Here is a 17,802-nt window from a genome sequence, read left to right as displayed (position 1 = left end):
TCCTGCTAGGCTCTGTACTAGTACAGATGGGAAGGAGGCCGAGTGGTCGGGAAGAGTGCTCCGCCGTACGCGCGGATCGTCGACGACATCAGGCGGCGCATCGCCGACGGCGAGTTCCGGGCCGGCGACCGCATCCCGTCGACCAGGCAGCTCGCCAGAGACTGGAATGTCGCCCTGGCCACCGCCGCCAAGGCCCTGACCGTGCTCGGCCAGGAGGGCGTCGTCAAGGCCGAGCCCCGCGTCGGCAACGTCGTCGCGGAGCCCCGCACGAACGCCACCGTGCCAGGCGCGCGGGCGCCCCACTCCGCGCCCCACCCCGCGACTCACGAAGGCGAGCTCACGCGCGGCCGCATCGTGCGGGCCGCCATCGGCATCGCGGACGCCGATGGGCTGGCCGCCGTCTCCATGCGCGGCATCGCGGGCAGGCTCGGCGTGGCCACCATGTCCCTCTACCGCCACATCGGCAGCAAGGACGACCTGGTGGAGCTGATGATCGCGGCGGTGCTCGCCGAGTTCCCGCTGCCGGACGACCCGCCGGACGGCTGGCGGGCCAGGCTGGAGGTCGGAGCCCGTACCCAGTGGGCCGCCTACCGCGCCCATCCGTGGATGGCCGGGGTCACCGCGCTGGCCAGGCCGCGGCCGTCACCCAGCCTGACCAGGCACACCGAATGGGCCCTGGCGGCGGTCGACGGCTACGGCCTCGACGGCGACACCATGCTGCACGTGCACATCCTGGTCTACAGCTACGTCCAGGGCCTCGCGTCCAGCCTCGAAGCGGAGGTCCAGGCCGAGGCCGCCACGGGGCTCACCGAGGACGAGTGGATGCGGACTCAGGACGCGCAGCTGTCGGCGATCGTCGGCTCAGGCTCCTACCCGACGTTCCACAAGGTGGTGAACGGCATGGCGGACGGGTTCGACTTCGACTTCGACCGCCTCTTCGAGTTCGGCCTCCGCCCGATGCTCGACGGCCTCCGCCCGATCGTGGAGGGACCCTCATGACCAGCGCACCCGAGCCGATGGACGAGGCTGTCGAGGCCGTCGAGGAAGGCGACGTCCAGACTCTGAAGCGGCTGCTGGCGGCCGACCCGTCGCTCGCCACCGCCAAGCCCGACGACGCGCGCACGCTCCTGCACGTGGCGACCGACTGGCCGGGCCACCGGCCCCACGTCGCCGAGACCATCGCCGTGCTGGTCGAGGCGGGCGCCGACGTCAACGCCCGGTTCGTCGGCTACCACGCGGAGACGGCCCTGCACTGGGCGGCGAGCAACGACGACGTGACGGCCATCGACGCCCTCCTCGACGCGGGCGCCGACATCGACGCCCGCGGCGCGGTGATCGCCGACGGCACGCCGCTCTGGGACGCGGTGGCCTTCGCCCAGTGGCGGGCGGCCCGCCGTCTGGTGGAACGCGGCGCGCACGTCGTGCCCAGGCACGCCGCGGCCCTCGGCCTGGCCGACAAGGTCACCGTCGCCGACCAGGACGAGCTGGACCTCTGCTTCTGGTACGCCTGCCACGGCGGTCAGCGCGGCATCGCCGAGGACCTGCTCGCGAGAGGTGCCAACCTCGACTGGCTACCGCCGTGGGAGAGCCGGACCCCGCTCGACGCCGCCATCCGCCACGGCTTCACCGACCTGGCCGCCTGGCTCCGCACCCAGGGCGCCCACTCGGCGACCCGCTTCTGACCCTCGCCCGCGCCGCCACCGGGCACCCGCCTGACCCCCCACCCGCCCGCGCACGCTGCTGTCGCGCGTCCGCCTGACCGTCCACCCGCCTGACCGCCCACCCGCCTGACCGCCTACCCGCCCGCGCTGTCGCGCGCCCGCCTACCCGCTCGCGCACGCTGCTGTCGCGCGTCCGCCTGACCGCCCACCCGCCCGGCTACTTACCCGCCTGCGCGGCCGCCTGACGTCCCTCTGCGAAAGACGCGCGGAAATTCGCGGCATTCTTCATGAACTCCTCCGCTCCTTTTGTAGTCATTAATTCCGACATCACAAAGGAGGAGAACCATGAAGAAGTTTCTGCTCGCCACCGCCCTCGCCGGCCTCGCGCTCGCCACGGTCGGCGCCACCGCCGCCTCGGCTTCGGTCGCGTCCGACAACCCCGAGGCCGTCATCGGGGACGGGCGCGGCGGCATAGCGGCCGAGGTCGCGCTGGGGGGCAACAACACCATCCTGATCTGCGACCGCAGCACCGACCACCGCTACGCGATGGCCCGGGTCAACTACAACGGCCACTCCTACCGATACATGAATTTCTACAAGGATCAGGACTGCGTAACACAGAAGACCAAGAACATGGCCCACGGTAAAATCGAATTCTGGGCCTGCGTGAGCAAGCCGTACAAGCTCACGTTCGACCACTGCGGGCCGAAGCAGACCGTGATTCGCCCCTAGTCGCAGATTTCCACGCGGACGCGGCGGAACCCGCGCCCCTTGCTCTCGATCTTCGCCACCCGCAGGCGGCCGATCTGCTTGGTCGACGCCACGTGGGTGCCGCCGTCGGCCTGGGTGTCGAGGCCGACGATGTCGACGATCCGCACGTCCTTGACCGACTCGGGCACCAGGTTCGTCGCGGTCCTGATGATGTCGGGGATCGCGAACGCGTCCTCGCGGGGGAGGACCCGCACGTCGATGCGCCTGTCGGCGGCGATCTCGGCGTTGCAGGCCGCCTCGATCGCCTCGCGGAACCCAGGGGGCACCTCGGGCATGTTGAAGTCCATCCGGGCGCTGCCGACGGTCTGTTTCTCGGGGGAGATGAGCGGCTCCATGTTGCCGCCCGTGACCAGGGAGCCGTAGTCGCGGAAGACCACGCCGCACAGCACGTGCAGCCCCGAGTGGGTGCGCATGAGGGCTGAGCGGCGCTCGTCGGCGACGGCGGCCTGGACGGTGGTGCCGGCCGGGGGAATCGGGTCGCCTTCGGCGGGGACGAGGACGAGGTCGTCACCCTTGCGGACGCCGACGATCCGGGTCTCGACACCCAGCCAGACGAGAACTCCGTGATCCGCGGGCTGGCCGCCCCCGCCCGGATAGAATGCCGACCTGCTCAAGACGATTCCGTCGGGTGTCGAGTCCAGCACGACGGCCTCGAAGTCGCGAAGGTTCTGATCCGAGAGTTCGAGCCGTTGCGTACGCCCGTGGAGGTCGATGGTCATGTCGGCAGCCTAGAGCTCCAGAGGTGGTCATGCGCGGCCCGATGCGTCACGCCCTGATCGCATCGGCCGCGCTGATCCTGGGGATTTGTCACGCGATATCGGGATGTGCGAGCGACGCCGGGGAGCGCACCCCGCCGCAGACACCGGCCGGTGGGCGGGCGCTCGACGCGCCGGTGATGATGGTCCTCGGCGACAGCTTCACCGTCGGGTCCGGGCCCGTGCCGCCGTGGCGCACGTACGCGTCGGAGGCCGCGCGGCTGCTCGGCTGGCAGCCCGTCCTGGCGGGCGCGGGCGGCACCGGCTACCTCAACGAGGGCCGCGCCGGGCGGACGTTCCAGCGCTCGTTCGAGGAGGAACTGGCCTGGCGGCCGGCTCCGGACGTCCTGGTGGTCTCGGGCGGGCACAACGACCGCCGGTGGAGCGCGCTCAGCGTGAGCCGGGCGGCGTGGCAGTTGCTGAGGGACGCCAGGGCCCGGTGGCCGTCGACCCGGGTGGTCGTGGTCGGCCCCATCTGGCTCGACGACGCCCCGGCCAAGGCGTACGCGATCCGCGACACCCTCGCCAGGGTGGCGGCGCGAGAGGGGGTCGCGTTCCTCGACCCGCTGCGCGAGCGCTGGGTCACGGGCAGCCGCGCGGAGGTGATGCTGCCCGACGGCGTGCACCCCACGTTCGCCGGCCATCTCCGCCTGGCGCGCTGGCTGGCGGCGGAGCTCCACAGCTAGCGGGCCCGTGGGCGGTCGCGGCGCGTCTACCAGGGCCCGTAGGGGCCGTTGTTGCCGCCCCGGCCGCCCATGCCCTTGACGGCGGGCTTCACGTCCACGATGTACACGGCGGCGGCGATGACCGCGAGGATCGAGAAGAAGCCCAGCCCGATGCCGATGAACGCCTGACCGCCGAACAGCATGAAGGCGTTGAAGTAGGACCAGGCGCCGGCGGCCGAGAACAGCGTGGCCAGCACGAGGATGATCAACCACAGGTTCTTCTGCAGCTTGCCCGCCGCCACGAACGCGTTCTGCGGCACGCGCAGAGCGTGGATCAGCGCGTAGACCGACATGCCGAAGATGCCTGCGGCGAGCAACAGGAACAGGAGGTTGAGGCCGCCGTTGATCAGATTCATGTCTTCCGCTCCGCCCGATGCCGCGATGAGGTGACTTCAGCCTAGTAGCCGCCCCCGGCAAGCGGGACCCGTGCGCGCAAAGGCCCGCCTCGACAGAGGCGGGCCCCGGCGTCGGTCAGGCCTTGGCCTTGCTGGCGCGGGTCTTCCTGACCGGAGTGGCGACGCGCGGCTCGGCGGCCGCCGACACCTCCTCCAGCTCCAGGGCGGCTCCGCCGCTCACCTTGCTGACGACCTTGCGGCCGCGGCTGGCGAAGTCCTCGTAGGCGACGGTGGCACGGTGGGCGAGGTGGTCGGCGTACTCGCGGGCCCTGTCGGGGAACTCCTTGGCGATGCCCTCGGCCTTGTCGGCGTAGCTGCGGGCCCTCACCGGCAGGTCCTTGGCGAGCTCGGAGCGGCGCGACTGGAGCTTCTGCAGCTGATCGGGCAGCCCGCGCAGCTTCTCGACGGCGTAGTCGCCGACACCCGCGACGGCGTAGAACGGCTTGGACTCGGTGAGCTTCTTGACCTCGGTGGCGAGCGTCATGGGTTAACCTTCCTTGGTTTCCTGGCTGGCGGTGCCGTTGCCGGAAGTCGCCGTGAAGGGCTCAAGCGCGGCGAGCAACTCTTCCGGCAGCGGCTGTCCGTCGTCCGGTTCGGAGTCGCGCTGGGGGCGGGCGTTCTGGGAGGTCTGCTCGCCCTCGGTGCGGTTCTCCTTGCGGAACGACTCGTAGATGTCGATCAGCACCTGGCGTTGCCGCCCGGTGAGATGCGTGTCGGCCCTGACCGCGGTGATCACGTCGCTGGGCGGCTCGCGGTCCTCGATGAGGCCCGCCTGCACGTAGAGCGCCTGCGCGGAGATGTGCAGGCCCTTCGCGATCTGGTTCAGGATCTCGGCGCTCGGCTTGCGCAACCCGCGCTCGATCTGGCTGAGGTACGGGTTGGAGACACCCGCGGCCGCCGCGAGCTGGCGGAGCGAGATCTTCGCCTGCTGCCGCTGCTCGCGGATGTACTCACCGATCGAGCCGACCTTGGGTAGTGCCATGCCCCATAGTCTGCCTCGCCATGCTTGCAATTGCAAACACGCTAGCTAACATTTGCAAGCGCTAGAGCTGGATGAACCACAGGAAGGGAGCGGACGTGACCAAAGTCACGGAAAGCGTGAGGATGCCGTAACGCAGCCCTGTCGACAGCTCGGGGCCCGGCTTGATGAGCCGGTCGACCCTGGCCATCACGTTCTGCGCCTGCACGCCGAGCATGCCGTGCGGCGTGGGCATGGCGCCCGCGGTGCCGAACCTGAGCAGCGCCGTGGCCAGCCTGCGCGGCGAGCAGTAGCGGCGCGCGCGGTCGTCGGCCGCCATCTCGACGAGCAGCTCCACCTGCGCCTGCGCCTCGCACACCACCTTGGACCAGGGCAGCGCCCTGCGCAGCGCGGCGAACGGCAGCAGGACCAGGTCGTGGCGCTCGCGGACGTGCGCGGCCTCGTGCGCCAGCACGGCGGTCATCTCGTCCTGCGACAGCAGCTTGAGCGCGCCCTCGCTGACCACCACCTGCGAGCGCAGCCCCGGCACGCAGTAGGCCGCCGCGCCCGGATGGTCGAGCACCCGCACGCCCGGCACGCCCGGGTCGTCGCGGGAGATCAGGGCGAGCAGCATGCGGTGCCGTCTGCGCGCGCGCAACGCCTGCACGCCCGCGGTGAGCAGCACCACGACGAGCACGGCCAGCGCGGTGAGCCCCGCGGTCATCGCCAGCACGTGCAGGGGGTCCCACGCGTCGCGCGGGGGACGCCCGTCGGCGAAGGCGATCAGGCCGGGCATGACGCCCACGCCGTACGGCTGGACGGCGTAGGCCAGCATGGCGCCGGTCGTGGCCAGGCCCCAGGCGACGCCGAGCGACTGCCACAGGATGATGGCGACCCGGGGCGCGCGAGACGTCCACCGGGCGGTCGTGAAACGCCAGGAGCCGACCGCGCACGCCGTGGCGAGCGCTGCCAGCGCCGCTGCCGTGATCACTCGTCCTCCAGCTCCGTGAGCGCTTTTCGCAGGACGTCCGCCTCGGAGCCGGACACGGCCTGCGCGAACCTGGTCAGGGCGGCCGACCGGTCGCCCGTCAAGTCGAGAGCCTCCAGCATAAGCTCCGCGATGTACGCGTCGCGGCTTTCCGCCGGTTCGTACCGCCAGGCGCGCCCGTCGCGGGTGCGCTGGAGGAAGCCCTTGCGGGTCAGGCGGTCGAGGACGGTCATGACCGTCGTGGGGGCGAGATCGCGGTCGGCTATGAGCCTGCCCACCTCGCGGGCGGTCAGGGGCCGGCTGTCCGCCCAGAGAATGTCCATGATGCTGCGTTCAAGCTCGCCGAGACCCTTCACACTCAGCAGCGTAGTACTACAACGCGTCGAGCAGACATCCGGGAGGCTGGTGAGATGGACATCACGTCGGTCCAGGGAGACATCACCGAGCAGCACGTCGACGCCGTGGTGAACGCCGCCAACTCGTCGCTGATGGGCGGAGGCGGGGTCGACGGCGCGATCCATCGCCGTGGCGGCCCGCGGATCCTGGAGGAGTGCCGGGCGCTGCGGGCCTCCCACTACGGCAGGGGCCTGCCGACCGGCCAGGCGGTCGCCACCACGGCCGGGCTCCTGCCCGCCCGCTGGGTGATCCACACGGTCGGCCCCGTCCACTCGGAGTCGGAGGACCGCTCGGGCCTGCTGGCGTCCTGCTACCGCGAGTCGCTGCGGGTCGCCGACTCGCTCGGCGCGGCCACCGTCGCCTTTCCCGCGATCTCCACGGGCATCTACCGATGGCCTCTCGACGACGCCGCGCGCATCGCCGTCCAGACCGTCCGGGAGGCGGACACGTCGGTCGCGGAGGTCAGGTTCGTGCTGTTCGACGCCAGGGCCTACGCCGCGTTCGAGAGGCACCTGTAGGTCGTTCAGGGGGCGATCGCGGACCAGGGGAGCGTGAGCTCGCCCAGCCGCCACCTGGCCCGGCCGCCGAGGGGCGCCTGGCGCGGCACCGGCCAGGACTCACCCAGCCTGGCCACCGCCGCCAGCCAGCGCTGGCGCAGGCCGTGCACCCCGTAGGGGGCGCTGACCGCCCAGGCATGATCGAAGTCGCGCAGGAACGCGTGAATGCGCTCACCCGGCACGTTCCGGTGGATGAGCGTCTTCGGCAGCCGGTCCGCCAGGTCGGAGGGCCGCTGGAAGGCGTCGAAGCGGGCCGAGAAGGTGAGCGTCTTCGGGCCCTCGCGGTCGAGGCCCACCCAGACGGCCCGGTGGCCGATCTCGGACGAGGTGCCCTCCACCAGCAGCCCGCCGGGTGCCAGCCTGGCGCGCAGCACGTCCCAGTACTGCCACGCCTCCGCCTCGCCGTACTGCCTGAGCACGTTGAACGCGCGCACGAGCGTCGGCGGGCGGGTGACCGGGAGCTCGAAGCCGCCGAGCGCGAAGCTCAGCCCCTCGCGCTCGTACGGCTTGGCGAGCGCCACCCGCGCGGGGTCGATCTCGATGCCCACCACCTCGACGCCGGGGCTGATCCGGCGCAGCCGGGTGAACAGCTCCAGCGTGGTCGTGTGGGACGCGCCGTAGCCGAGGTCCACCACCAGCGGGCGCTCGCGCAGCCGGTGGCCGTGCACGGCGGCGACCCAGCGGTCGGACCGCCTGAGCCGGTTGTGCCCGGTGGTGCCCCGGGTGATCGCGCCGACCGGTCTAGCCACTGACGCGGTGCACCTTGTGCTGGGCGGCCTGGGCGCGCGGGCGGATCACCATGCGGTCGATGTTCACGTGCGCGGGCCTGGTGACGCACCAGGCGATGGCGTCGGCCACGTCGTCGGAGGTCAGCGGCCCCGGCACACCCTCGTAGACGCGGGCGGCGGCCGCCTCGTCGCCGCGGAAGCGGGTCAGCGCGAAGCCCTCGCTCTGCACCATGCCCGGCGCGATCTCGACGACCCGCACCGGCCGGCCGACGAGCTCCAGCCTGAGCGTCTCGGCCATGGCGGTCTGCGCGTGCTTGGCCGCGACGTACCCGCCGCCTCCCTCGTACGACACCAGGCCGGCCGTCGAGGTCAGCAGCACCAGCACCCCGTCGCCCGAGTCGATCAGCTTCGGCAGCAGCGCCTGGGTCATCCGCAGGGTGCCGAGCACGTTGCTGTCGTACATCTGCTGCCAGTCGTCGAGCCGGCCGTCGGCGACCGTCTCCAGGCCGAGCGCGCCTCCCGCGTTGTTGACCAGCACGTCGCAGCGGTCGAGCGAGGCCGCCAGCGCGTCGACCGACTCCTGCGAGGTCACGTCGAGCGTGACGGGCCTGATCGAGGGCGTCTCGGCCGCGAGCTTGTCGAGGCGGTCGCGCCGGCGCGCGCCTGCCACCACGTCGTAGCCCTCCGCGGCCAGCCGCCGCGCCGTAGCCTCACCGATTCCGCTGCTCGCGCCGGTCACCACAGCCGTCTTCGTCATGAGTCACATCCTGCCAGGCGGCCTTTCGTACCCCCGCCGTGACGACATGTCGGGAATGTCGCAAAGATCTGCATAGTTGAAATTTGCTTGGAGGTGATGTCGGGTGAGGCGACGACGGGTCAACCGGGTCGCGACCATCAGCATGCACACATCCCCGCTGGATCAGCCGGGCACCGGCGACGCCGGCGGGATGAACGTGTACATCGTCGAGTCGGCCAGGCGGCTGGCCGAGCTGGGCGTGGAGGTGGAGATCTTCACCCGGCAGACCGCCCGAGACCTGCCGCCCGTCGCGGAACTCGCCCCCGGCGTCACGGTCAGGCACGTGACAGCGGGCCCGTACGAGGAGATGGACCGGGCGGACCTGCCCGCCCAGCTCTGCGCCTTCCTGTCGGGCGTGCTGCGCACCGAGGCCACGTACGACCCGGGACGCTACGACGTCATCCACTCGCACTACTGGCTGTCGGGCCAGGTCGGCTGGCTGGCCAAGGAGCGCTGGGGTGTCCCCCTGGTGCACACCATGCACACGATGGCCAAGGTCAAGAACCTGATGCTGGCCCGCGACGACAAGCCCGAACCCCGGGCCAGGGTGGTGGGCGAGCAGCAGGTCGTGGAGGTCGCCGACCGGCTCGTGGCCAACACCGAGGACGAGGCGAGCGAGCTCATGGAGCTGTACGCCGCCCCCGAGGAGCGCGTCGCGGTCGTGCACCCCGGCGTCAACCTCACCGTCTTCCAGCCCGACTCGCAGGGCGCCGCCCGCCACCGGCTCGGCCTGCCCCAGGACGCGCACCTGCTGCTGTTCGTGGGCAGGATCCAGCCGCTGAAGGCCCCTGACGTGCTGCTGCGGGCCGCGTCCCGGATGCTCATCGAGGACCCGTCGCTGCGCGACAGGCTGGTCATCGCGTGCGTGGGCGGTCCTTCGGGCAACGGGCTCGCCAAGCCGTCCGTCCTCACGGACCTGGCCGCCGAGCTGGGCATCCAGGACGTGGTCCGGCTGGTGCCGCCCGCCCCGCAGCACGAACTGGCCGACTGGTACCGCGCCGCCGACGTGACGGTCGTGCCGTCCTACAGCGAGTCGTTCGGGCTCGTGGCCCTGGAGTCACAGGCGTGCGGGACGCCCGTCGCGGCCGCCGCGGTGGGCGGCCTGCGCACCGCCGTGCGCGACGGCGTCTCCGGCGTCCTCGTGGACTCGCACGACGCGCACGACTGGGCGCGGGCGCTGCGCCCGTTCATCGTCTCGCCGCGCTGGCGCGACGGCCTGTCGGCGGGCGCCCGCGCGCACGCCGCCGCCTTCGGCTGGCAGAGCACCGCCTCCCACCTCATGGACGTCTACACGCAGGCCCTGGCCACGCAGCAGCCCAGCATGCCGATCGCCCTCACCTCCTAGGCTGGGGCCCATGCGGGAATCCACCAGACAGGTCGTCGACGCCGCGCTCAAGGCCGCGGACGTCTCCTACGACGAGCCGCGGCCGGGAGCGTTCCTGGTGCGGCTGCCCGGCGAGCACAAGCTCGCGACCATGACCTGGCTGATCGTCGGGGAGCAGGCGCTGCACGTCGAGGCGTTCTTCTGCCGCCAGCCGGACGAGAACCACGCCGAGTTCTACAAGTGGTTGCTCGGCAAGAACGGCTCCACGTACGGCGTGCACTTCTCCCTCGATCCCGCCGGCGACGTCTACCTCGTCGGCAAGCTGCCGCTCGGGGGAGTCGACGCGGACGAGATCGACCGCATACTCGGCTGCGTCCTGACCTACGCGGACGACTGGTTCGACCGGGCCCTGGAGCTGGGCTTCGCCTCGTCCATCAGGCGCGAGTGGGAGTGGCGGGCCAAGCGCGGCGAGTCGCTGGCGAACCTGCGGGCGTTCGCCAGGTTCGCCGACCCCGCCAACGACCGCGCGTCCTGAGTCACCCCACGGCGACGGGTTCCGCCTCCGGGTTCGGCGCCACCCGCGCCCTGATCACCAGGCCGAACGCCACCACGGCCAGCCCCAGCACGCCCGAGACGACGAACGGCGCGGCGGGCGTCCAGACGTCGTAGAGCCAGCCGCCGAGCGCGGAGACGGTCAGGACGCCCAGCGCCCCGCAGAGCGCCTGCACCCCGAACGCCGACCCGCGCACCCGGGCGGGGGCCTGCTGCGCGAGCAGCGGCCCCGCGGTGTTGATCCCGGCGATCTCCCCGATCCCGACCAGGGCGGCGACGACCAGCATGCCGGGGCCGAGCGGGTCGTCGATCAGCAGCGTCGACAGGTACGACACCGCGGCCAGCGCCTGGCAGCCGATGACCAGATTCTGCCGCTTCACACGGTCGCTCAGCCAGCCGAGCAGCGGCGAGGCGAGCAGCGCCATCGTGTGGGCGACGCCGACGACCATGCCCGCCCGCGCCAGCGCGGCTGCCGTGGACATCCCCGCCTCGCGCACGCCCTGGTCGGCGACCCAGAGCGACATGAACCCGGCGACCACCGCCAGATCGGCCCTGGCGACGAACGCGGCGGCGTAGGCCAGCGCCACGCCCGGGTCCCGCACCAGCCCGGCCCCTTCGCGTACCAGCCTGGTCAGCGGGACGTGCGGCACACTCACCGACGGCGACAGCGCGAACCGCATGACCAGCCCCACCGCCAGCAGCCCCGCCGCGACCACCAGGAACGACACCCTGGCGGCGCCCGCCTGCGACAGCCCCTGCCGCTCGAACAGTTGCGGCAGCCTGGCCAGCCCGAACACGGCCGCCATCCCGCCCAGCCCGCTGAAGACCCCCAGCACCCCGTAGGACCTGCCGCGCGAGCGCTCCGCGGCGTAGTCGATGGCGAGCGTGGCGAACATCCCGCCGAGCGCCGCCGCGCCGAGCGAGAACACCACCCGGAGCGCGACGAGCGCGACCGTGTCGCCCGCGAAGGGGAACAGCGCGGCCCCCACCGCCGCCAGCACGAATCCGGCGATCACGATCGGCCTGCGGCCGTAGCGGTCGGCGAGCGCGCCGAACCAGGCCAAGCTGACGATCATGGTCAGTTCGGCGGCGAAGCCGAGGACGCCCACGATCCGGCCCTGCGCCCCGGACGGCACGCCGAGCACGCCCGACAGGATGTACGGCTGCGCGGTCGGCAGGAACGAGATCACCATGGTCGCGGTGAGTCCGACGAACCAGCAGGCGAGCAGATTGGTCTTGGTGTGACCGGGAGCGAGCCCGACACCTAACACCCGGGATTCGGCCATGCCCGAGATCATTATCGGGAAATATCGTAAGATCAATGGCTGTGACGGAGTCTGGGAGTTTTGATCCAAATATCCCGAATGTCGCACGGATGTATGACTATTTTTTGGGCGGAAAGGACAATTTTCCCGCCGACCGTGCCGCAGGGGACCAGGTATTGAAGATCGTCCCGCATATCCCTGTCGGAGTGCGGGAGAACCGCGCCTTCCTCGGGCGGGCCGTACGCTTCCTCGCCGCCAACGGCATCAGGCAGTTCCTCGACATCGGCGCCGGACTGCCGACCCAGCAGAACGTCCACCAGGTGGCCGAGAGCGCGGCCCCGTCGGCCAGGACCGTGTACGTCGACAACGACCCGCAGGTCCTCGCCCACGCCCGCGCGCTGCTGTCCGACAGCCCCAACGTGCGCGTCCTTCAGGGGGACCTCCGCAACCCGCGGGAGATCATCGACCATCCCGAGCTGCGCGGGCACCTCGACCTCGGACGGCCCGTCGCGCTGCTGCTGCTGGCGATCGTGCACTTCGTCCGCGCGGACCCCAAGCCGATCGTCGAGGAGCTGATGGCGTCCCTCGCGCCCGGCAGCTACCTGGTGCTGTCGCACGTCTGCAGCGACATCCAGCCCGAGGCGGTGCCAGGCGTGGAGAAGATCTACCAGGGCGCCTCCGCCGGGTTCACGGCCCGGCCCTCGTCCGAGATCATCTCCCTGTTCGACGCCCTTGAGCTGGTCGAACCCGGCGTGGTGAACCTGCCGGAGTGGCGCACCGACCTGGTGGACTTCGCGCCCGCCTTCGAGGGGTCGCCGCCCTACTTCCTCTGCGGGGTCGCCCGTAAACCATAGGATTGGGCGCATGGCGACTTTGGTGCTGCTGCGGCATGGCGAGAGTGACTGGAACGCGAAAGGCCTGTTCACCGGGTGGGTGGACGTGAGCCTGTCGGCCAAGGGCGAGGACGAGGCCCGCCGGGGCGGCAGCCTCCTGGTGGACGCCGGGGTGCGTCCCGACGTCGTGCACACCAGCCTGCTGACGAGGGCCATCCAGACGGCCCAGTACGCGCTGGGGGAGGCAGGCCTGCTCTGGCTGCCCGTGAAGCGCTCCTGGCGGCTCAACGAGCGCCACTACGGCGCGCTGCAGGGCAAGAACAAGGCGCAGACCCGTGAGGAGTTCGGCGACGAGCAGTTCATGCTGTGGCGGCGCTCCTACGACGTGCCGCCGCCCCCGATCGCCGACGGTGACGAGTTCTCCCAGGTCGGCGACCCCCGCTACGCGATGCTCCCGCCCGAGCTGATGCCGCGCACCGAATGCCTCAAGGACGTCGTCGAGCGGATGCTCCCGTACTGGTACGACGAGATCGTCCCCGATCTGGCGGCCGGTCGCACGGTCCTCGTGGCCGCGCACGGCAACTCGCTGCGCGCCCTGGTCAAGCACCTCGACGGCATCGGCGACGACGAGATCGCCGGCCTCAACATCCCCACGGGCATCCCGCTGCGCTACGAGCTCGACGCCGACTTCCGCCCCCTGCGAGCGGGCGGCGAGTACCTCGACCCCGAGGCCGCCAAGTCGGCCATCGAGGCGGTGGCCAACCAGGGCCGCTGAAACGCGTCAGGCGGGGCCGGGCGGCCCCGCCTGAAGCTCGGTCCTCAGCTCGGGCGCGAGCCCGTGACCAGGTAGACGACGTCGGCCGCGACCCGTACCGCGTGGTCGGCGTACCGCTCGTAGTAGCGGCCGATCAGCGTGATGTCGATGGCCGGCTCCACCCCGTGCGGCCAGTCCTTCGACAGGATGTTCCTGAACAGCCGCCTGTGCAGCCGGTCCATGGCGTCGTCGTCCTGCTCCAGCTCCAGGGCCGACTCGACGTCGCGGGACGCGACACAGGCGCCCGCCTTGGTGACCAGGTTCTCCGCGATCTGCCCCATCTCGATGATGGTCGAGCGCGTCTCCGGCGGGATCGCCGAGTCGGGGTGGCGCAGGCGGGCCACCTTGGCCACGTGCACCGCCAGGTCGCCCATCCGCTCCAGGTCGGTGCCCATCCGGAGCGCCGTGATGACCATCCGCAGGTCCACCGCCACCGGCTGCTGCCTGGCCATCAACTCGAAGATGGACGTCTCGATGTCGCTGAAGACGGCGTTCACCTCCGCGTCACGGGAGATGACGCTCTCGGCGAGCTGGAGGTCGGCGTCGAGCAGGGCGGTCGTGGCCCGCGAGATGGCCGAACGGACAAGCCTGGTCATCTCCACCAGCTTGTCGGTGAGCGAGTCGAGTTCTTCATGGTACGCGTCGCGCATGCCGTCACCGTACGTGCCCGACGATGAACGAACTTCTACCGAGAGATGAACTTTCCGGGAAAGAGCCATTCATCCGCAGGTGGGCGGGCTGTCATCAGATTTTCGCGACCTACCATCGGAGGCATGAGTGAGATGGCCATGAGCTTCACGGCCCTGGCCGGGTTCGTGGTGGGAGCCCTGGCGGTCCTGTTCTACCGGAACCAGATCGAGACCCCGAACCGGGTCAAGACAGACGGCAACCCCGAGGCCGGAGCCCTTCCACAGGGCGTCGCCTCGGTCCTTGCCGTGCTGCCGTCGTCCGCCGTCGTCCTCGACGCGCACGACCGCGTGCTGCGCGCCAGCTCGGCCGCGCGCGCGTTCGGGTTGGTCAAGGGCGACAGGCTGATGGCCGCCGAGCTGCTCGCCCTGGCACGGCAGGTACGGCGGGACGGTGAGATCAGGGAGACGGAGATCGACGTGGCCGGGCACAAGTTCGGCCAGGAGACCACCAACTTCGCCGTCCGGGTCGCCCCGCTCGGCTCCCACGGCCAGGTGCTGGTGCTCGCCGAGGACCAGACGGAGAGCCGCAGGGTCGAGGCGGTGCGCCGCGACTTCGTGGCGAACGTCAGCCATGAGCTGAAGACCCCGGTCGGCGCCCTGAGCCTGCTCGCCGAGACCGTCCAGGACGCCGCCGACGACCCCGAGGCGGTCACCCGCTTCGCCGGGCGGATGCAGCACGAGGCCGCCCGGCTCACCTACCTCGTGCAGGACCTCATCACGCTGAGCAGGATCCAGGGCGCGGAACCCATCCCCACCCCGGGGCAGGTGCCGATCGACGAGTGCGTCCACGACGCCATAGACCACTGCAACACCAAGGCCATCGCCAAGGACATCACGCTCGTCTCCGGCGGCGCCGAGGGGCTGCGCATCTGGGGCGACGAGGAACTGCTCGTCACCGCGCTGCGCAACCTCATCGACAACGCCGTCGCCTACAGTCCCGAACACACCCGGGTCGTGGTCAGCGTCAGACCCGCCGGTGACTCCGTCGAGATCAGCGTCAGCGACCAGGGCATCGGCATCCCTGAAGAGTCGCTGGAGCGGATCTTCGAACGGTTCTTCCGGGTCGACGCCGCCAGGTCCCGCGCGACCGGCGGCACCGGCCTCGGCCTCGCCATCGTCAAGCACGTCGCAGCCGCGCACGCCGGCGAGGTCTCCGTCTGGAGCAAGGAAGGCTCCGGATCCACGTTCACCCTCCGCCTGCCCGCCTTCGGCGGCACGGCGGTGGCAGTACCACCCTCAATTCCCCTGGAGGCCGCACCATGACCCGAGTTCTCGTCGTCGAGGACGAGGAGTCGTTCTCCGACGCCCTGTCCTACATGCTGCGCAAGGAGGGCTTCGAGGTGTCGGTCGCGGCGACCGGGCCCGAGGCGCTCGACACCTTCGACCGCAACGGCGCCGACCTGGTGCTGCTCGACCTGATGCTGCCCGGACTGCCCGGCACCGAGGTGTGCCGCTCGCTGCGGCAGCGCTCCAAGGTGCCGGTCATCATGCTGACCGCCAAGGACAGCGAGATCGACAAGGTCGTGGGCCTGGAGCTGGGCGCCGACGACTACGTGACCAAGCCGTTCTCCTCACGCGAGCTGGTCGCCCGCATCCGCGCCGTGCTGCGCCGCCAGGGCGACGTCGTGGAGGAACTGGAGTCGGCGGTGCTCGCCGTCGGCCCGGTGCGCATGGACGTCGACAGGCACGTCGTGGCCGTGCGCGGCGAGCAGGTGCAGCTCCCGCTGAAGGAGTTCGAGTTGCTGGAGGTGCTGCTGCGCAACGCGGGACGCGTCCTGACCCGTGGCCAGCTCATCGACCGCGTCTGGGGCGCCGACTACGTGGGCGACACCAAGACCCTGGACGTGCACGTCAAGCGGCTGCGCGCGAAGATCGAGGCCGATCCGTCCAACCCGCGCTGCATCCTGACGGTGCGCGGGCTCGGCTACAAGTTCGACGCCGCTGACGAGTGACCTGACAAGCGAGAACCCCTGTTCCGGCCGGAACAGGGGTTCTCGCTTGTCAGGGGCGGTCCGCTGTCAGGGGCGGTCCGTGTCGCCGACGTGCCGTACGCGGCCTTCTGGGCGTCCGTGCGGCCGTGTCCGGCCGACTGGGCGGTCTGGGCCGTCATCGGCCCTCAGCGTCCTGTACGCGGCCTTCTGGGCGTTCCCGTGGCCGTCACGTACGCGGCCGCCCCGACGGTGGGACGGCCGTCAGCGTGTCGTGCGCGGGAGACCCGGCGGTGGCGCGGCGGTCTGGGCCGTCCGCTGCCTGGGCCGCTCAGTGGGCCGCTGCCGTCAGTGAGCCGCTTCCGTGGCCGCGGCCGAGGGCGAGGCCGACGGGGTCGGGGCCGCGGTGGCGTTCGGCGCCGCCGGGTAGTCCTTGAACTCGCGGCTGCGCGTGATCACAGGGACGTTCATGGACACGACACCGGCGTTGGCGAACTGGAGGTCCAGGCGGATCGTCTCGCCGCCCCTGAGGCCCTTCGAGATGCCTTCCAGCATGAGCTGCGGGGTCGGCTTGCCGGTGTTGACGAGCTGGTTGCTCGGCAGCTGGATCGGCGTGGCGACCTTCACGGCGCCCATGTCGCCGGCCGAGACCGCCTGGAGCGTGTCGGGGGCGCCCTTGGTGTTGAGGATGTTCAGGTAGATCGGGGCCGAGCCCCGCCAGGCGAGCTGGGCGCCGGAGTCGGGGCCGAGGATGAACGCCTGCGGGATCTCGATGCCCCGCGTGCCGTAAGCGCCGTTGTCGATGAGAGCGGCCGCCTCGTTGGGGGCGTATGGCTTGTTGGTGTTGGCGTCGAATCCGGCCGAACAGCCCGCGAGCACGGGGGCTGCCAGGAGTGCGGCTGCGGCGACAGTCCAGCGAATGCTGGTCACGAGCGGGTTCTCCTTGGTGTGGCGCATGGGGGTGGCGCATGCGGGGATGGGCAGCGCCTACCATATCCACCTCAATCGATGGTCATATCCACACCCCCGCAGGTCATTAGCTATGTCCGCATATGCGATTCATACTGTTGACGGCTTGTCAACCCCTAATATGTCGCTTTGACCTGCAGTTATGATGATTTCACTGTTCCGGGAGGCTGTGGACGCGTGGTACCCTGGAGTACAGCGGAAGGGGTACTTGTCACATGACTTTCCAGGTCGGCGACACTGTCGTCTACCCCCACCATGGGGCTGCTCGGATCGAAGCAATCACGACGCGATCCATCAAGGGTGAGGAAAAGACCTACCTGGTGCTCAAGGTCGACAAGGGCGACCTTACCGTCCAGGTGCCAGCTGAAAACGCAGAACTCGTCGGCGTGCGCGATGTTGTCGGCCAGGAAGGCCTTGAGCGGGTTTTCGACGTCCTTCGGATGCCGCACACGGAAGAGCCGACCAACTGGTCTCGTCGCTACAAGGCCAATCTCGAGAAGCTCGCCTCCGGCGATGTCAACAAGGTCGCCGAGGTGGTTCGCGATCTGTGGCGGAGAGACCGTGAGCGCGGCCTGTCCGCGGGCGAGAAGCGCATGCTCGCCAAGGCCCGCCAGATTCTGGTGAGCGAGCTCGCCCTGGCCGAGAAGACCAACGAGGACAAGGCCGAGGCCCTGCTCGACGAGGTTCTCAACTCCTGA

23 protein-coding genes are annotated in these 17,802 nt (G+C 70.6%); 12 read left to right on the top strand and 11 right to left on the bottom strand.

Features of this window, described 5'->3' with window-relative positions:
* The first annotated feature begins 42 nt into the window (after positions 1-42).
* The 3 genes from ABT294_RS47750 (at position 43) to ABT294_RS47740 (ending at position 2,393) form a co-directional block, all read left to right on the top strand.
* Complete coding sequence (locus ABT294_RS47750) at positions 43-999, top strand: TetR/AcrR family transcriptional regulator C-terminal domain-containing protein (protein WP_350813179.1); 957 nt, start codon at positions 43-45, stop codon at positions 997-999.
* Entirely contained in the window at positions 996-1,682 is a 687-nt protein-coding gene (locus ABT294_RS47745; RefSeq protein ID WP_350813178.1) for an ankyrin repeat domain-containing protein, read from the top strand. Before ABT294_RS47750 ends, ABT294_RS47745 begins: the two co-directional genes overlap by 4 nt.
* Before the next feature lie 324 nt (positions 1,683-2,006).
* The gene (locus tag ABT294_RS47740) at positions 2,007-2,393 is read left to right on the top strand and encodes a hypothetical protein (RefSeq protein ID WP_350813177.1); all 387 of its coding nucleotides are present in this window, start codon (positions 2,007-2,009) and stop codon (positions 2,391-2,393) included.
* Here the strand turns inward: ABT294_RS47740 and ABT294_RS47735 are convergent.
* Positions 2,390-3,151, bottom strand: a complete 762-nt coding sequence (locus ABT294_RS47735) for an alanyl-tRNA editing protein (RefSeq protein WP_350813176.1) — start codon at positions 3,149-3,151, stop codon at positions 2,390-2,392. The genes ABT294_RS47740 and ABT294_RS47735 overlap by 4 nt on opposite strands.
* 41 nt (positions 3,152-3,192) lie before the next feature.
* Here ABT294_RS47735 and ABT294_RS47730 point away from each other — a divergent pair, with 41 nt between their 5' ends.
* The gene (locus ABT294_RS47730; RefSeq protein ID WP_350813175.1) at positions 3,193-3,873 is read left to right on the top strand and encodes an SGNH/GDSL hydrolase family protein; all 681 of its coding nucleotides are present in this window, start codon (positions 3,193-3,195) and stop codon (positions 3,871-3,873) included.
* A gap of 26 nt (positions 3,874-3,899) precedes the next feature.
* Here the strand turns inward: ABT294_RS47730 and ABT294_RS47725 are convergent, their stop codons facing one another.
* From ABT294_RS47725 to ABT294_RS47705, 5 genes are all read right to left on the bottom strand, one after another.
* A complete protein-coding gene (locus ABT294_RS47725; protein WP_350813174.1) occupies positions 3,900-4,268 on the bottom strand; it encodes a DUF2516 family protein in 369 nt (122 codons plus the stop codon).
* 115 nt (positions 4,269-4,383) lie between these two features.
* Positions 4,384-4,791 (bottom strand): hypothetical protein, encoded by a 408-nt coding sequence (locus tag ABT294_RS47720; RefSeq protein ID WP_350813173.1) that lies wholly within the window; start codon positions 4,789-4,791, stop codon positions 4,384-4,386.
* Positions 4,792-4,794: 3 nt separating this feature from the next.
* Positions 4,795-5,289 carry a helix-turn-helix domain-containing protein gene (locus ABT294_RS47715; RefSeq protein ID WP_350813172.1) on the bottom strand — a complete coding sequence of 165 codons (495 nt, stop codon included), beginning with the start codon at positions 5,287-5,289 and terminating at the stop codon, positions 4,795-4,797.
* Between the two features lie 61 nt (positions 5,290-5,350).
* Complete coding sequence (locus ABT294_RS47710) at positions 5,351-6,256, bottom strand: M56 family metallopeptidase (protein WP_350813171.1); 906 nt, start codon at positions 6,254-6,256, stop codon at positions 5,351-5,353.
* Entirely contained in the window at positions 6,253-6,609 is a 357-nt protein-coding gene (locus ABT294_RS47705; RefSeq protein ID WP_350813170.1) for a BlaI/MecI/CopY family transcriptional regulator, read from the bottom strand. The genes ABT294_RS47710 and ABT294_RS47705 overlap by 4 nt, the downstream gene beginning before the upstream one ends.
* 54 nt (positions 6,610-6,663) lie before the next feature.
* Here ABT294_RS47705 and ABT294_RS47700 point away from each other — a divergent pair, with 54 nt between their 5' ends.
* Complete coding sequence (locus tag ABT294_RS47700; RefSeq protein ID WP_350813169.1) at positions 6,664-7,167, top strand: O-acetyl-ADP-ribose deacetylase; 504 nt, start codon at positions 6,664-6,666, stop codon at positions 7,165-7,167.
* A 5-nt stretch (positions 7,168-7,172) separates the two neighbouring features.
* Here ABT294_RS47700 and ABT294_RS47695 read toward each other — a convergent pair whose 3' ends face one another.
* Positions 7,173-7,955 carry a class I SAM-dependent methyltransferase gene (locus ABT294_RS47695; protein ID WP_350813168.1) on the bottom strand — a complete coding sequence of 261 codons (783 nt, stop codon included), beginning with the start codon at positions 7,953-7,955 and terminating at the stop codon, positions 7,173-7,175.
* Positions 7,948-8,691, bottom strand: a complete 744-nt coding sequence (locus ABT294_RS47690) for an SDR family NAD(P)-dependent oxidoreductase (protein ID WP_350813167.1) — start codon at positions 8,689-8,691, stop codon at positions 7,948-7,950. Before ABT294_RS47690 ends, ABT294_RS47695 begins: the two co-directional genes overlap by 8 nt.
* A gap of 103 nt (positions 8,692-8,794) precedes the next feature.
* Here ABT294_RS47690 and mshA point away from each other — a divergent pair, with 103 nt between their 5' ends.
* Together mshA and ABT294_RS47680 are read left to right on the top strand one after the other, a co-directional pair.
* Complete coding sequence (gene mshA, locus ABT294_RS47685; RefSeq protein WP_350813166.1) at positions 8,795-10,075, top strand: D-inositol-3-phosphate glycosyltransferase; 1,281 nt, start codon at positions 8,795-8,797, stop codon at positions 10,073-10,075.
* 10 nt (positions 10,076-10,085) lie between these two features.
* Complete coding sequence (locus ABT294_RS47680; protein WP_350813165.1) at positions 10,086-10,589, top strand: type III secretion system chaperone family protein; 504 nt, start codon at positions 10,086-10,088, stop codon at positions 10,587-10,589.
* Between the two features lies 1 nt (position 10,590).
* Here the strand turns inward: ABT294_RS47680 and ABT294_RS47675 are convergent, their stop codons facing one another.
* A complete protein-coding gene (locus ABT294_RS47675) occupies positions 10,591-11,892 on the bottom strand; it encodes an MFS transporter (protein WP_350813164.1) in 1,302 nt (433 codons plus the stop codon).
* 35 nt (positions 11,893-11,927) lie between these two features.
* Here ABT294_RS47675 and ABT294_RS47670 point away from each other — a divergent pair, with 35 nt between their 5' ends.
* Positions 11,928-12,725, top strand: coding sequence for an SAM-dependent methyltransferase (locus tag ABT294_RS47670; RefSeq protein WP_350813163.1), 798 nt, complete (start codon positions 11,928-11,930; stop codon positions 12,723-12,725).
* 10 nt (positions 12,726-12,735) lie between these two features.
* Positions 12,736-13,479, top strand: a complete 744-nt coding sequence (locus ABT294_RS47665; protein ID WP_350813162.1) for a phosphoglyceromutase — start codon at positions 12,736-12,738, stop codon at positions 13,477-13,479.
* Positions 13,480-13,523: 44 nt separating this feature from the next.
* On the opposite strand, the gene phoU is transcribed toward ABT294_RS47665, so the two are convergent.
* Positions 13,524-14,168, bottom strand: coding sequence for a phosphate signaling complex protein PhoU (phoU, locus tag ABT294_RS47660; RefSeq protein ID WP_350813161.1), 645 nt, complete (start codon positions 14,166-14,168; stop codon positions 13,524-13,526).
* Between the two features lie 132 nt (positions 14,169-14,300).
* Between phoU and ABT294_RS47655 the strand changes: the two genes are divergently transcribed.
* Together ABT294_RS47655 and ABT294_RS47650 are read left to right on the top strand one after the other, a co-directional pair.
* Positions 14,301-15,470, top strand: coding sequence for a sensor histidine kinase (locus ABT294_RS47655; RefSeq protein WP_502912236.1), 1,170 nt, complete (start codon positions 14,301-14,303; stop codon positions 15,468-15,470).
* Positions 15,467-16,159 carry a response regulator gene (locus ABT294_RS47650; protein ID WP_350813159.1) on the top strand — a complete coding sequence of 231 codons (693 nt, stop codon included), beginning with the start codon at positions 15,467-15,469 and terminating at the stop codon, positions 16,157-16,159. Before ABT294_RS47655 ends, ABT294_RS47650 begins: the two co-directional genes overlap by 4 nt.
* A 324-nt stretch (positions 16,160-16,483) precedes the next feature.
* Here the strand turns inward: ABT294_RS47650 and ABT294_RS47645 are convergent, their stop codons facing one another.
* The gene (locus tag ABT294_RS47645; protein ID WP_350813158.1) at positions 16,484-17,065 is read right to left on the bottom strand and encodes a copper chaperone PCu(A)C; all 582 of its coding nucleotides are present in this window, start codon (positions 17,063-17,065) and stop codon (positions 16,484-16,486) included.
* A 254-nt stretch (positions 17,066-17,319) separates the two neighbouring features.
* Here ABT294_RS47645 and ABT294_RS47640 point away from each other — a divergent pair, with 254 nt between their 5' ends.
* Positions 17,320-17,802, top strand: a complete 483-nt coding sequence (locus ABT294_RS47640) for a CarD family transcriptional regulator (protein WP_020544658.1) — start codon at positions 17,320-17,322, stop codon at positions 17,800-17,802.

The organism is Nonomuraea sp. NPDC000554, assembly GCF_040300065.1.
GTDB lineage: Bacteria > Actinomycetota > Actinomycetes > Streptosporangiales > Streptosporangiaceae > Nonomuraea.
This window is presented reverse-complemented; position numbering and strand designations above follow the sequence as displayed.